Annotated in this window: 9 protein-coding genes; 6 read left to right on the top strand and 3 right to left on the bottom strand. The window is 65.1% G+C overall.

Translation table 11 applies throughout. The annotated features are described in order from the left end of the window. Positions 1–38: 38 nt before the first annotated feature. Positions 39–1,082 carry an MIP/aquaporin family protein gene (locus SSA02_RS03220; protein WP_147092439.1) on the bottom strand — a complete coding sequence of 348 codons (1,044 nt, stop codon included), beginning with the start codon at positions 1,080–1,082 and terminating at the stop codon, positions 39–41. A gap of 27 nt (positions 1,083–1,109) precedes the next feature. After that, a complete protein-coding gene (locus SSA02_RS03215; RefSeq protein ID WP_147092438.1) occupies positions 1,110–2,369 on the bottom strand; it encodes a NupC/NupG family nucleoside CNT transporter in 1,260 nt (419 codons plus the stop codon). Between the two features lie 136 nt (positions 2,370–2,505). Here SSA02_RS03215 and SSA02_RS03210 point away from each other — a divergent pair, with 136 nt between their 5' ends. From SSA02_RS03210 to SSA02_RS03195, 4 genes are all read left to right on the top strand, one after another. After that, positions 2,506–2,994 (top strand): glutathione peroxidase, encoded by a 489-nt coding sequence (locus tag SSA02_RS03210; protein WP_147092437.1) that lies wholly within the window; start codon positions 2,506–2,508, stop codon positions 2,992–2,994. 313 nt (positions 2,995–3,307) lie between these two features. Then, positions 3,308–4,966, top strand: coding sequence for a murein biosynthesis integral membrane protein MurJ (gene murJ / locus SSA02_RS03205; protein ID WP_147092436.1), 1,659 nt, complete (start codon positions 3,308–3,310; stop codon positions 4,964–4,966). Between the two features lie 129 nt (positions 4,967–5,095). Further along, positions 5,096–7,756, top strand: a complete 2,661-nt coding sequence (gene mutS / locus SSA02_RS03200) for a DNA mismatch repair protein MutS (RefSeq protein WP_246103577.1) — start codon at positions 5,096–5,098, stop codon at positions 7,754–7,756. Between the two features lie 83 nt (positions 7,757–7,839). Then, positions 7,840–10,614, top strand: coding sequence for a [protein-PII] uridylyltransferase (locus SSA02_RS03195; RefSeq protein WP_246103576.1), 2,775 nt, complete (start codon positions 7,840–7,842; stop codon positions 10,612–10,614). Here SSA02_RS03195 and SSA02_RS03190 read toward each other — a convergent pair whose 3' ends face one another. Then, positions 10,615–12,396 carry a tetratricopeptide repeat protein gene (locus SSA02_RS03190; RefSeq protein WP_147092434.1) on the bottom strand — a complete coding sequence of 594 codons (1,782 nt, stop codon included), beginning with the start codon at positions 12,394–12,396 and terminating at the stop codon, positions 10,615–10,617. 158 nt (positions 12,397–12,554) lie between these two features. Here SSA02_RS03190 and SSA02_RS03185 point away from each other — a divergent pair, with 158 nt between their 5' ends. Together SSA02_RS03185 and thrC are read left to right on the top strand one after the other, a co-directional pair. Next, positions 12,555–13,613: an SMP-30/gluconolactonase/LRE family protein gene (locus SSA02_RS03185; RefSeq protein WP_147092433.1), complete on the top strand. Its 1,059-nt coding sequence runs from the start codon at positions 12,555–12,557 to the stop codon at positions 13,611–13,613. A gap of 46 nt (positions 13,614–13,659) precedes the next feature. Then, positions 13,660–15,054: a threonine synthase gene (gene thrC, locus SSA02_RS03180; protein WP_147092432.1), complete on the top strand. Its 1,395-nt coding sequence runs from the start codon at positions 13,660–13,662 to the stop codon at positions 15,052–15,054. Positions 15,055–15,239: the final 185 nt, after the last annotated feature.

Here is a 15,239-nt window from a genome sequence, read left to right as displayed (position 1 = left end):
GTCTCGTCGCGCGATCCGCTTTTCCTTCTTCTTCCGGCTCAACCCCGCGCAGCGGGCGGACGCCGGAAGAGACGTCGCAGGACATAAGGGACGAAATAGGGCGCCCGCCCGTCATGGCCGAAATAGGCGAGTCTCGCCTCGTGAAGACGGATCCGCCCGAACATCTCGGCGCGCAACGTCGCGAGAACCACGCAGACCCCGAACAGTGGCCCTGCAACATAAACCCAGAAATGACTCCAGCTTTCCGAGAAAAGCGCGGGGCCGAAACTCCTTGCGAGATTCGTGCTGTCGCCCGAGAGCCAGGCCTCGAAGGGGTTGAGCAGGAAAAAGAGCGGTCCGGATACCCAGGCTGCAAAACGCCTCAGCCCCGGATGAGCGCCGAAGGTCAGGATGAGTGCAATCAGGATCGCAGTCGTCGAGCTCTCGCCCAGCGCGGCCCAGACAGGCGCGACGGAGGGAGACGGGATCGTCGCCGCGAAATGCCCGGCGCGGCACCATCGTCCCCATTCCGGCCACAAGACGCCGCTCAGCGCCACCAGTCCCGTACCCAGTACGGCACCCGAGATCTGGGAGAAAACATAGAATGCCGCATCGGTCGGGGCCAGCCGTCGCCCGAGACAGAAGGCGATGCTGATGGAGGGGCTGAGATGGGCGCCGCTGACCCGCCCGAAGGGCGAGAATGCGGCGATCGTTGCGCTCAGACCGAAAAGCAGTCCCTGAAGGGCGGTCAGAAGCCACGGACAAGAAGCGAGTGCCCGGGCGACGGGGCTGAGCGGCGATCCGATCGCGACATTGCTGCAGACACCGCAGACGAGCAGAAGGGCCGTCGCCCAGAATTCGCAGAGATAGAGGCGCGGGTGAATGCGACGCCCCGGCGCGGGCCGCCCCATGAGCGGCCTGTCATCGGGGTGCGGGTAGAGCGCCCGGGTGAGCCGACCGAGCCCGGCCGCCCCGGATGCCAGAACGTGTTTCTCGATCTCCCGTGCCCGGGTGCCGGTTCGGGCGCCGGTTCGGGTGCCGGTTCGGGCTCCGGCATCCTCCTTCGACGCGACAGGCTCGCGTAAGGGATCATCCTGTTCCATGCCGGTCAGATCTCGCTACGCGCCGCATCATCCCGAAACAAACAGTCCCGTGATCGCGGCGCTGGTCAGATTGGACAGCGTTCCCGCGATGACGCAGCGCGGTGCGATCGTCGCAATCTCCGCCCGGCGCCCGGGCGACACGCTCCCGAAGCCGCCGATGAGAATACCGATGCTGGAAAAATTGGAAAAACCGCACAGGGCGACCGAGACAATCGCAAGACTATGGCCCGAAAGCGCATGGGCGTGGATCATCGGAGAAAGGCTCGCATAGGCGACGAATTCGTTGAAGGCGATCTTCTGACCAAGCAGAGCGCCGACCGCGCTGCACTCGCTCCAGGGAATGCCGATCAGCCAGGCGATCGGCGCCATGACGAAGCCGAAAACCTCCGAAAGGCCGGGGGCGTGACCGCTTCCTCCCGCGAGCCCGAAACGGTGCTCGATACCATGGAGGCAGCCATCGAGGAGCGCGGTCAGGCCGACGAACGCCACCAGAACCGCGCCGACAGCAAAGGCGACACGCGCGCCGCTCATTGCCCCTTCGGCGAGGGCATCGAAAATCCCGGCGCTTTCGACCACGGCATCGGGCATTTTCTCGCGCACCCCTGCCATTTCCGGCGTCGGCCAGAGAAGCTTGGCAAAAAGGAGCCCCCCGGGGATCGCCATGAACGACGCGGCGAGCAGATAGGGCATCGGAACCCCGAGCCCTGCATAGCCCGCGAGAACCGAACCCGATACGGACGCCGTCCCGGAACTCATGATCGTGAAGAGCTCGGCGCGTCGCAGCTGTCCGACATAGGGCCGCAGGACGACCGGCATCTCGCTCTGCCCGAGAAAGACCGTCATGACGGAGGAGAAGGACTCGATCGCGGTGGTGCCGAGAAGGCGGCGGACGCCCAGCCCGACGAGGCGGGCCACGAATTGCATGACGCCGAGATGATAGAGCAGCGCGATCAGAGCCGAGACATAGACGATCGCAGGAAGGACCTGGAAGGCGAACACGAAGCCGTCCTGTCCGAAAAGCGCCTGCATTCTAGGCCCTGCGAGCCCGCCGAACAGGAAATGCGTGCCGACCGAGCCATAGGAGAGAACAGCGCCCACCCCATCGGCCAGCGCTCCGAAAACACGACGCCCCCAGGGAACGAAGAGGGCGAGAGCACCAATGCCGCATTGAAGCGCCAGAGCCGTTGCGATCTGTCGCTTGTCGATGGCCTTGCGGTTCGAGGAAAAGAGAACACCGAGCGCGATCAGCACCGCGATTCCGGCCACGCCGCGCAGCGATATGGACATTGTTTCTCCGAGGCAACAAGGAGGCATACTCTGTCAAGATGCTTGCGCGGTGTCCAGCGCAAAGCCACATAGTGTCGGACATGCGATGTCACAGGCGCAGCCGCACGCCCGCAGCTCATATCCCTGACGAGGTATCATGACCACCGGTTTCTACGATCTCGAGATTCCCGCCCTCGGTACGGGCACGATTCCGCTTTCCGAATTCAGGGGAAAAGTCGTCCTGATCGCCAACACCGCATCCAAATGCGGGTTCACGCCGCAATATGAGGGTCTGCAACATCTGTGGAGCCGGTACGCCAAGGACGGCCTCGTCGTTCTGGGGGTGCCGAGCAACGATTTCGGGCAGCAGGAACCCGGAACGGCCTCGGAGATCGAACAGAGCTGCTCGCGCAATTATGGCGTCAGTTTCCCCATGGCAGCGAAATCGGTCGTAAAGGGTCCCGCCGCCACGCCGCTCTTCCGCTGGCTCGCACGCGAGGGCGGCATGCTTTCGCGTCCGCGCTGGAATTTCTACAAATATGTCGTCTCGCGCGAGGGAAAGCTCGTCGACTGGTTCACCCCGCTCACCTCGCCCGACTCACCGCGTATGAAGAAAGTCATCCAGCGCGCCCTGATGGATCGCTGAGCTTCGCACGCGCCGGTTTTTTTTCCGGATCGGATCGCGCGGGGAACGCCTTTGCCCCCTCCCTCCGGGCGGGGACCACAGGAGCGCGCCCGAAGAAAGAGACGCCCGACAAGCAAAGCTCCTCCGACAAGGAAAGCGCACGGGTGGCGTCCGGGCGCATCTTGTGGCTAAACAGCGCCCTTGGCGGCTGGCTTCCGACGCGACCCGGAACAGGATGGAAACTGACCGGATGGAAACTGGCCGGATGGAAACTGGCCCCTGCTGGAAACTGGCCCCGCCCCGGAAACGGGATGCCCGAAAACTGGATAACTGAATGCTGCGGAACCTGATCACGGTCGGTGGATGGACGATGATGTCGCGCGTGCTCGGTCTGATCCGCGATCAGCTCCTGGCCGCTTTTCTGGGCGCAGGGCCCGTTCAGGACGCCTACCAGATCGCGTTCCGACTGCCGAACATGTTTCGCAGATTGTTCGGCGAGGGCGCGCTCAGCGCCGCTTTCGTGCCGCTCTTCACGGAAAGGCTGACTCACAGGGGCGAAGACGAGGCAGCGCGCTTTGCCTCCCAGGTCCTGAGCTGTCTCGGGGCCTGGCTGCTCCTGCTGACGATTCTCGGCGAGATCTTCATGCCCTCCCTGATCAGCGTGATCGGTATGGGCTTCTCGCCCGGAGGCGGGCGTTTCGAGCTGGCGGTTCCGCTTGCGCGCATCACCTTTCCCTATCTTCTCCTCATCTGTCTCGCAGCGGTCGTTGCAGGCGTGCTCAACGGGATGCATCGCTTTGCAATGGCAGCCGGTGCCTATGTTTCCTTCAACGTGGTGGGCATCGCAGCGATCGTGCTTGGCGCCTGCGTCTTCGGGGATACGGTCACCTGCGCCGCCTGGGGAATCACGCTTTCCGGTTTCGCCCAGCTCGGCCTTCTCCTCTGGGCTGTCCGGCGGGCGGGACTTCGGCTCACCCTCCCCCGGCCGCGGCTGACGACAGACATGCGCAATATGCTCAACCGTCTGTGGCCGGGACTTCTGGGCTCTGGCGCAACGCAGCTCAACCTTACGGTCGATACGATCATCTCGTCCTTCCTTCCGGCCGGATCGATTTCGTGGATCTATTTCGCCGATCGCGTCAATCAGCTGCCGCTGGGCGTTCTCGGTGCCGCAGCGGGTACGACGCTCCTGCCGATCCTGACCCGGCATATCGAGACGAACGACCCCCAAGCGGCGCGCGAAACCCTTAACAGGGCCCTCGATTACGCGTCCATCCTGACGCTTCCCGCCTGTCTCGGCCTGCTCGCCCTGGCGCCCGAAATCATGGCAACCCTTTTCGGCTACGGAAAATTCTCGGTCGAGGATGCCCTGGCATCGGCGGGCTCGCTGCGCGCCTACGCGCTCGGCCTGCCCGCCTTCGTTCTCGTCAAGGTTTTCGCACCCGGCTTCTTCGCGCAGGGCGACACGCGGACGCCGGTAAGAATCGGCCTCGTCACGCTGGCGCTGAACCTCGTCCTCAACCTCCTGCTCTATCGTCCTCTCGCGCATATCGGCCCTCCGCTCGCAAGCTCGCTGGCCGCTGCCGTCAATCTCGCCCTGCTCGGGGTCATTCTGCACAGGCGGGGCATGTTCCAGCCCGACCGCGCGCTGCTCGGACGGCTGGCCCGCATCGCGCTGGCCGCTCTGGTCATGGCGTTTGCCGTCTGGTGCCTGACGCGCCTTCTGGCGCCCGGACTCGTGATCTGGCATGGCGTCGCCCGCGCGGCGATGCTTGCCTTCCTCATGAGCCTCGCAGGCGTCATCTATCTCGCTGCCCTCTGGGGGCTTGGCGTGGCGCGACCGGACCAGCTGGTCAGAAGGGTCCTGAAACGCAATCGCGGCAGGTCCGGCGCCGACTCTGGCACAGGCAGTGGCTCTGGCTCTGGCTCTGGCTCCGGCTCCGGCTCCGGCTCCGGCTCTGGCTCCGGCTCTGGCAGCCAGGACAGAGCCTGAACCGGGACGCGCCGAAGCGTTGCATAAAGGCCATCATGCATGGCCCAATCGCAGCATACCCTTAACTTGTTGTTCACAGAGTTCCGGGAGAAGACTAGATAAGAGCCTCATGCTGCGGATTTCTCATCGATGACCACACCGGCGATCACGGGCCTGATCCCGTCGGCTGAGGGCGCCACCCCGGCCATGGCGCAGTGGTTCGCGCTCAAGGCCCAGGAGCCCGATGCCCTGCTCTTCTTCCGCATGGGCGATTTCTACGAGCTGTTTTTTGCCGATGCGGAAACCGCATCCATGGCCCTCGATATCAGCCTCACTACCCGCGGCAAACACAACGACCTGCCGATTCCGATGTGCGGCGTTCCGGTTGCGGCAGCACCGGCCTATCTCGCCCGGCTCATCCGCAGGGGGTTTCGCGTAGCCGTTGCCGAGCAGACGGAACTGCCCAGAAAGCCGGGAGAGCCCCCCCAGAAAGGACCGCTCGCACGCGCGATCGTCCGTCTGGTGACGCCGGGAACGCTTACCGAAGACGAGTTGCTCGAAGCCGGGCGGCAGAACCTTCTTCTCGCGCTCTCTTCGCCGAAGAAACCGGGTAAGGGCGAGGCCTGTATCGGTGTCGCCTGGATCGACATCTCGACGGGCTCCTTCGAGACCGCCTGCGTCGGCCCCGACCATGTCGAGGAAATCCTCGCACAGCTCGATCCTTCCGAGATCCTCGCCAGTCCGGCGATCGTTCCCGGCCCCTTCGCGGCGCGGGTCGCACCCAATGTCGCGGTGCCGCGTCAGGACGTCGCGAAACAGCGCATGGCCCAGGCCTTCGAGGTCGCGCAGGTCTCGGTGCTCGGCGATTTCGACGATGAGGAAATCCGTGCCGGTGCGATGGTGCTGGATTATGTGCGCCGCAGTCAGGCGGGCGCCATGCCGCGCATCGCACGCCCCCTGCGGCGTGGCGAAGCCGGTACGCTCGGACTGGATCCCGCCACGCGCGCGAGCCTCGATCTGGTGCTCGCCCGCGACGGCACGACCACCCATACCCTGCTCGCCTCGGTCGATCGCACATCCTCGGCGGCGGGGCAGCGCCTGCTGTCCCAGTGGATCGCGGCCCCCTCCACCGATGTGGCTCTCATCCGGGACCGTCAGGATGGCTGGCGCTGGATCGGGAGCCAGCCCGGGCTGATCGACCGGCTCGTTCCGCTGCTTAAGCACTGCCCGGATCTCGCCCGGGCTCTGGGGCGGCTTTCGGCAGGACGCGGGTTGCCGCGCGATCTCGCTGCGATCAGGGACGGTCTGCAAAATGCCGATCTGCTCGTGGAAATCCTCGAGCCGCTCTGCTCGGCCGAGACGCCCGCGCTGATCCGTACGCTTTTTTCAGGCCTTTACGGTCGGGCCGATACCCTGCTCGGCACGCTCGAGAAGGCCCTGGCGGATTCCCTGCCCGCCCGGATCGAGGACGGGGGTGCCATCGCCACCGGCTACGATCCCGATCTCGATCATTGCCGGAGCCTGCGCGACGACAGCAAGCGCACCCTTGCCGCATTGCAGCAGCGTTATGCCGATCACTACAACATTGCCACGCTGAAGATCCGCCATCACGCCCAGCTCGGCTATATCATCGAGACTTCCGCCCTGCATGGCGCAAAGCTGCGCGAGCGGCCCGAGCTCACGTTCCGGCAGGGAACCGCGAGCCTCGTCCGATTCACGACGGACGAGCTGCTCGGACTCGACCGCGCCATTGCCGAGGCAGCCGAGCGGGCTGCCCTTCTCGAGCGGCGCCTCTTTGCCGCACTCGTGGCCGAGTGCGTGGCGCATCCGGCCCTGCCCGAGCTCGCCGCGCTCTTTGCCATGACCGACGTCCTGACGAGCGCGGCCCGCCTCGCCAGGGACGGCTCGTGGTGCAGCCCGGAAATGACCGGGGAACAGGATTTCGTGCTCGAAGCCTGTCGCCATCCCGTGGTGGAGGCGGCACTCGGCAAATCGGCCCGCTTCATTCCCAATGACTGCGCCCTCCAGCCCGAGAGCCGCGTGATGCTGCTCACGGGCCCGAACATGGCCGGAAAATCCACCTTCCTGCGCCAGACGGCTCTTGCCGTGATCCTGGCGCAGGCCGGGCTGCCGGTCCCCGCCGCCCGGGCACGGATCGGAATCGTGGACCGGCTGTTCTCCCGTGTCGGTGCGGCGGACGATCTGGCGCGCGGACGCTCTACCTTCATGGTGGAAATGACCGAAACGGCCGCGATATTGCGTCAGGCCGGACCGCGTTCGCTCGTGGTCGTCGACGAGATCGGGCGCGGCACCTCGACACTCGACGGTCTGGCCATCGCCTGGGCCACGCTCGAGGCCCTGCATTCCCAGCTCGGGTCGCGAACGATCTTCGCGACCCATTTCCATGAATTGTGCAGCCTGTCGGATTCCATGCCGCGCCTGACGCCCTACACCATGGCGGTCAGGGAATGGCAGGGTCAGGTGGTGTTCCAGCACGAGGTACGCAAAGGCTCCGCACGACGAAGCTGGGGCGTTCATGTCGCCCAGCTTGCCGGCGTGCCCCTGCCGGTGGTCCGGCGTGCGACGCGCCTGCTGGCAGCGCTCGAGCGCGACCAGAGCCATGCTATCCCTGCCCTGCCCCTGTTCGAGACGGCAGACGCGGCAGCGGGCGCACCGCAGGAGATGTGCCGCGATGCGCTGCGCGAGGCGCTCGAGGCGCTGGATCCGGACACGCTCTCGCCGAAGGCTGCGCTGGAGACGCTGTATGCCCTGCGCAAACTTGCGCTTGAAACAAAGAACGATTTGACCTGAGAATGGTAACTCCGGGTTTTCAGCCACGCCCCCCTGACAGACGGATCTTGATGCGCGAACCGATCTCCCTCCAAGAAAGCGACATGCACGCAGTCCTGTCGGCGGCACTCGACAGGGTCCGGCTACCGGATGGCACTGTTGCCCGCGAGGATGCCGTGAGCATCTTCCGTCGTCATATCGGCCGTCATCATGGCGAGATACGGCGCCTTTTCGAAGGGCGGCAACTGAAGGGAATCGCCGCGGCAGCGACGCTGGCGCGCCTCATGGACGGAGCAATCTCGAGCCTTTTCGCCCTTGCGCGCGCGACGACGGGGGCTGCGGAATCCGGTCTCTGCGTCTGTGCGACGGGTGGATACGGGGGTGGTCTTCTGGCTCCGTACAGCGATATCGATCTTCTTTTCCTGACCGACGAGCCCCTGACGCCCGATACGACCGCCCAGGTCGAATACATGCTCTATTTCCTGTGGGATCTGGGGGTCCGGGTGGGGCATGCCACGCGCTCGATCGCAGGATGTATCGAAGCGGCGCGCGAAGATATCACGATCCGCACCACCCTGCTCGATGCCAGACGCATCGCGGGATCGGAACCGCTCTTCGCCCGTTTCGGCGCCCATTTCAGTGCGGGCGCGGAAAACGCGCTCTCCTTCATTCACGACAAGATCGATGAGCGCGAGCAGCGCCACCGCCGCTTCGGCGACAATCCCTATATGGTCGAGCCCAATATCAAGGAGGGACGCGGAGGGCTGCGCGATCTCCAGACGCTCAACTGGATGACACGGATCGTCCAGGATCGCGATGAGCTCAATCCGGCGATCCGCACGCGCGGCAACGATCCCGTTTTTGCAACGCTCGGATTGCTGACCGAGCAGGAAGGCAACAGGGCACGACGCGCCTGGAACTTCCTCTGGACCATCCGGCTGCATCTTCATTACATCGCGGGCCGGGCCGATGAGCGGCTGGCTTTCGACGTCCAGCCCGTGATCGGCGGTCGCATGGGCTATGCCGGCCATGGGCGCCAACAGGGCGTCGAGCGCTTCATGCGCCATTATTTCCTGACGACGCGCGAAGTGATGCGTCTCGGCCGCATTCTAGAGCCCGGCATCATGCAGCGGCTTCAGGGCCCCGCGCGCGAGGCACCCTATGAAGGGCAAGGCTGCGATACGCAGGAAGCGCGACATTTCCGGCTGATCAACGGCGAGATCGCCCCGGCGGAACGGGCATGTTTCGATAACGATCCGCGCCTGATGGTGCTCATGCTCCGGGCGGCCTGTCGTGACGGCCTCACGCTGCATCCGACCGCGATCCAGCAACTGATACGCAACGAGCGCCGTGTCGCCTCGCTGCGAGACGACCCGCTGACCATGCAGGTCTTTCTCGAGCTGCTCATGCAGCCGACCCGTATGAACAGGCAGGACAGCCGGCCGAGCGGCGCGGACTGGCTGACCATTCTCAACGATACCGGATTTCTCGGCGCGCTCCTTCCCGACTGGTCCCGCATCGTCGGTCAGATGCAGTTCGATACCTATCACATCTATACGGTGGACGAGCACAATATCGAGGCCGTGCGCATGCTCGGCCGGATCGAGGCCGGTGCGATGGCCGACGAGATTCCGCTGGTGTACGATCTGACGCGCGACATGCAGTCGCGTCGGGCGATGTATGTCGCGACCCTGCTGCACGACGTCGCCAAGGGACGTGGCGGAGATCACTCGGTGCTCGGGGCCGAGGTAGCCCAGCATGTATGCCCGCAGCTCGGTCTCGACGCCGAGGAAACCGAGACGGTCTCCTGGCTCATTCTCCATCATCTTCTGCTCAGCCAGACCGCATTCCGACGCGATATCGACGATCCGCGTACGATTCTCGATCTTGCCGACATCATCCAGTCTCCGGAGCGGCTGCGGCTTCTGCTGATCCTGACCATTGCCGATATGCGGGCGGTAAGCCCGAATGTCTGGAATGCCTGGAAGGCAACCTTGCTCCGTGAGCTTTATACCCGCGTTGCAGAGGTGCTGGAGGGCGGTCTGGCCGCGACCGAGCGCGACGAGCGGGTGAGCCATGCAAAAGAGCTCGTGCGCGACGGCCTCCTGCAACAGGGACTCGCAAGCGCGCAGGCAGAGCATTTCCTCACGCTGGGCTATGCCGGATACTGGCTCGGTTTCGATGCGGATACGCATCTGCGACATGCCAGACTCGTGCTCGACTCCGAAACCCACGAGGCACCTCTGACCATCGAGACGACGCCGATTCCCCAGCGCGACGTGACCGAAATCACGATCCTGAGCGCCGATCACTCCGGTCTCTTCTCACAGATCGCGGGGGGGCTGGCCGTGGCCGGTGCATCGATCGTCGATGCACGTATCCACACCCTGAGCGACGGCATGGCTCTCGATACGTTCTGGGTGCAGGACGCTCATGGACGGGCCTTCGAGACACCGCTCCAGCTCTCTCGTCTCAACGGCCTGATCGAGCAGGCCCTCTCGAGCCGTCTTCCGATCGGTGCCGAGCTGGACCGCCTCGCCAACCAGCGCGCTGCCCGCAGGATGAGGGCCATCCATGTGCCCTCGCGCGTGGTCATCGACAACAGGGCTTCGGAGCGTCACACCATCATCGAGATCAATGGCAGGGACCGGCCCGGTCTTCTCTACGACGTTACCCGGACCATAAGCGAGCAGTCGCTCCAGATCTCCTCCGCCCATATCACGACCTACGGAATGCGCGCCGTCGATGTGTTCTATGTGCGGGATCTGGTCGGTACCAAGGTGACCTCGGAGACGCGCATGGCCGAGATACGCAGCGCCTTGCTTGCGACCCTGCGCGACGATGACAGCTCGCGCCCGACCGAACACGTGGCAGCCTGATCAGGATCCCGGTCCGGCCAGCCTGTCACGAAGCGCTCCGGCAAGACGCGCGATGACGCAAGGCCAGACCTCCGGGGCGGGACCTGCCCTGGCACAGCGGAAGATCCTCACTGCCGGATACCAGTCCGGCCCCTTCCAGCGCCAGTCTCCACCGTAACGATCCAGAAGCCAGAACTCGACACCGAGCGCGCCGGCGAGATGAGCGAGCGCCGTATCGACCCCCACGACGATGGAACAGCGCGCCAGCGCTTCCGCCGTCGCAGCCAGGTCTTCCATGGGAGGCACGATCATTCCCTGCTGCTCCTGCGCGCGCGCACCGTGCTGCAGGCACAGGAATTCCACATCCGGAAGATCCTGCGAGAGCGCTAGAACGGGGGCGAGCAGATCCCGCGGGACGCTGCGACGGGCGTCGAAACGATAGGCGGGACTTCCGGCCCAGAACAGCCCGACCCTGCCTCGTACCGGGCGCGCGGGTCTCTCCAGAAAAGCCTCGGCCGTGATGGACCTCATGCCCAGAAGGTGCGGAAGACTGAGCAATGAACAACTCGGGCCGGAGCTTCCGTCGCCGCCTATACCTGCGCCTGCGCCTGCGCCTGCGATCCCATCCTCCCCGATCATCTCGCCTGCAAGCCTGACCCTGCCGCTCGCCCGGGCGTCACGCAACCCGGGCATGAGCGGGATGAGCGTCAGAACGGTCGGTGGCAGATCGAGAAGCAGAGGCGCCCGGGATGCTGCCTCGGGCAGGAATCTCAGAAACTGGATCATGTCGCCCAGCCCCTGCTCCGCGGTGATTCTCACCCGCTTCTCCGTTTTCTCTCCCGTCCATCGCGCCGAGGCCGAAACAGCATTCGGCCCCAGAGCGAGACGGCTTTCGAAACCTCGCCAGCCGTCTTCGTATCTCCCCTGGGACAGGTCGAGCGTGGCGAGATTGAACGCCGCCTTTCTCCCGTCCGGACCGTCCAGCGCGGCGAGCGGCGCCAACGTCTCGCGCGCCCGCATTTCCTCACCGGTTTCAGCGTGGAAACTCGCGCGATTGATCCGCATCGCGACGTCGTCCGGAGCCTTGCGGCACGCCTCGTCGAAATGGCGCTGCGCTGCCTCGAAATGGCCGAGCGCCATTTCGACGAGGGCGAGATTGCTCGTCGTTTCCGCCGTGTCGCCCCCTGAAGCCATCGCCTGCTCGAGGCTCGTGCGCGCAGCCTCCATCTGTCCGGCCTCGAACAGGGCGGCCCCCCGGTTCGCGAGAACGAGCGGATCTCCGGGATGAAGCAGAGCGAGCTGATCCCAGGCCTCTGCCGCATCGGCATAAGCGGCGTGACGCATCAGAAATCCGGCGATCCGCGTCAAAAGCGGCGCGGGGTCGGAGGCGAGTGCGATGGCCCGGTCGAAAGCCCGACGGGCCTCGAGCCTCTCACCTGAGGCATGAAGCAGTTCGCCCTCGAGCATATGACCGCGCGGGTCACGCGGCTCGAGCAGGAGCGCGACCCTGCATGCCGAGAGCGCCTCGCGCCGATGGCCTGCCTCGTCGAGCGCTGCGGCCAGAGTGAGCGTGAAGACAGCGCGGCTCCGGTCGTCGGGCGGCGCCTGCAGAGCCCGTCCGGCGCAGGCAATGGCGATATGGGGCTTGCTCCGGTCACGCGCGACGCAGGCGAGACCGTGCCAGGCGCCGGGATGAGCGGGCTCAGCCGAGAGAATCTCCCTGAACAGCGCTTCCGCCCTTTCGGGCGCGCCTCCTGCGAGAAATGCCATGGCCGTATCGACGCGGGAATCATGTGCTGTCATGAAACGACCATGAAGCGTCTTGCGCCGGATCTCAACGTCGGGTCACCGGGGAGGAAGCCGGGGGAGAAGAAGCCGGGGGGGGAGCCGGGGGCGGGCAGAATCGCTTCCGTCATGGCAGGCCGAGCTTGCGCGGGGACCGAATGGGCTTACAAGGAGCCATGGTCCTTTTCTCATCCATTCGCCGCCGGGGATGGCGGTTTCTGGCCCTCGCGCTTGTCGCCACGCATCTTCCTGCATCGCTCCCGCAGGCCTGGGCCTCGCATGAGCGACCCTGGGTCGCGGATACGAACCAGGCGCAACCCATCCGGTCGATCCCGCTCCCCGGAACGGACTGGAACAGGGCCGTATCGATGAAGACCGGTGCCGTTCTGGTCCTGCGCGACAGTTCCGCCGCAGGAGAGCGCCCCGATCTCGTGAAGATCGATACAGGAACAGGACAGGCAACCCCTGTTCTCCTTTCGGCGCCCGGCGCGGCGGACCGGCTTCGTGCCCCTGCGATCGCCATGGCATCCGGCGAGGGCGACGGGCTGTGGATCCTCTTCGCCGGAACCGGCGACCGCCCCCCCCATATGATGCTGTTCGACCCCGTGACCTTCGTCTCTCGCGCTGATCATGCCCTGCCCCCGGAGGCCTTCACGCCTGCGAGCCGGTTCACCGATCTCGCGATCCATGGCGATCATGCCTATCTGGCCGATGAAGGCGGCGCCGCCCTCGTCGCGCTCGATCTCGTCAAGGGAACCGCGAGGCGTTTCTTCGCCGGTTATCCGAGCGCGCGGGGCCATGCGCCGCTAATACGCAACAACAGCCCCGTGATCGACCGGCAGGGCCGGCCCGAAACGCGCGATCTTTCTTTCCTGGCACTCGGAAAGGACGGCGCCTGGCTGTACGAAATGACCCCCACCGGCCCGCTCTATCGTCTTTCGACCGCGCTGCTGACAGACCCCTCCGTGACCGCCGTGGAGCTGATGGAAGGGGTCACGGCCTGGCGGGGAACGCCGACCGTCGGCGGCCTCGCCATCGGTCCCGATTCCACCCTGTATTTCACCGACATCGCAAACGGGCGCCTCCTCTCCTTCGACCCCGGGCGTCATCCGCGTATTCTCTTCTCGTCGCCCGGCCTGGTTCAGGCGGGCATTCCGGCCGTGACGAATGACGGACAGATCTGTATCCCGGTCGGCAATGCCCTCTTGCAGCTCCGGCTTCCCGCCCTGCCCTGAGCGGGCCGTACACTCTTTCTTGCACCCTCCAGCGATGAAGGCCTTCATGCAGTACCGTTCGACCCGCGGCGATACCAGCCCGCGCTCCTTCTCCGACATTCTCCTGGCCGGACTGGCGGATGATGGCGGGCTGTACATGCCTGAAACGTGGCCGCGTTTTTCTGCAGAGCAGTGGCGCGAGATGCGCACGCTCTCCTATCCCGACCTTGCTGCACGGATCCTGTCCGTCTTCACTGCGGGGTGCATCGATCTTCCGACCCTGCAGACACTCTGCGCGCGCGCCTATGCCGGGTTCTCCCACGCCGCGATCGCGCCGCTGACCGAGATCGAGAACGGTCTGTTTTCGATGGAGCTGTTTCACGGCCCGACGCTCGCCTTCAAGGATATGGCGATGCAGCTCCTCGGCCAGCTGTTCGAGCATGTGCTGACCGAGCGTAACCAGCGCGTCACGATCGTCGGGGCGACGTCCGGCGATACAGGATCGGCGGCGATCGAGGCCTTTCGCGGCAGTCCCCATCTCTCCGTTGCGATTCTGCACCCGATGGGTCGCACTTCGGAGGTGCAACGCCGTCAGATGACGACCGTGCAGGATGCGAATATCCTCAATATTGCTGTCGAGGGAACGTTCGACGACTGTCAGGATCTCGTCAAGGCGATGTTCGCCGATACGGGGTTTCGCAAGGCAGTCAATCTCTCGGCCGTCAATTCCATCAACTGGGCGCGCATCGCGGCACAGATTCCCTATTACGTGCGCGCAGCCCTCATGCTCGGCGCCCCCGACCGCGAGGTCTCGTTTGCCGTACCGACAGGCAATTTCGGCAATGTTCTCGCGGCATGGGCTGCCGGAGAGATGGGACTGCCGGTACGTCGCCTGGCCATCGGCTCCAACCGGAACGATATTCTCACGCGCTTCCTGACGGAGAACGACATGAGCATGAGAGCCGTGGCACCCAGCCTCTCTCCCTCCATGGACATCCAGGTCTCCTCCAATTTCGAGCGTCTGCTTTTCGAGCTGCTGGATCGCGACCCGCAAGCCTGCCGGGACACGATGCTCGCCTTCCGCCAGAATGGCCGGATGCGCGTGGATGACGCCGTTTGGAGGCGCGCGACGGCGCGGTTCGATGCGCTCATGCTCGACGACGATGCGACACTCGCCGAGATGAAGACCCTGTTCGAGAGGTCTGGATATCTCGCCGACCCTCATACGGCGATCGGTATCGCAGCGGGACGCAAGGCGCAGGAGCCGGGCATTCCGATGGTCGTTGCCGCCACCGCGCATCCCGCCAAGTTTCCCGAAGCCGTCTGCAAGGCGACCGGGATCGACCCGACCCTGCCACCGCATCTCGCCGGTCTGTTCGATCGCGAGGAGCGCTACGACATCCTGCCGAACGCTCTCACCCTCGTCGAGGACGCCGTGCGGCGCCATGTCGGCCTCGCCTGAACGCGTAGCACCCGCAGGAAGCCGCCTTGCACAAGGCCGCTTTGCGAGACGCTGCCCCACCCCCGGGAGGCGGCTTTCGCAGGGAATGTCCCTTTCGGTTCTCCCGCGGGATTTTCCTCTACGGAGGCCTTCCTGCCCGGGGTCGTCTTCCACCGGATCTTGCTCCGGATCTGGCACCGGATCTC

The organism is Swaminathania salitolerans, from assembly GCF_007988945.1.
In the GTDB taxonomy this organism is placed as follows: Bacteria; Pseudomonadota; Alphaproteobacteria; order Acetobacterales; family Acetobacteraceae; genus Swaminathania; species Swaminathania salitolerans.
This window is presented reverse-complemented; position numbering and strand designations above follow the sequence as displayed.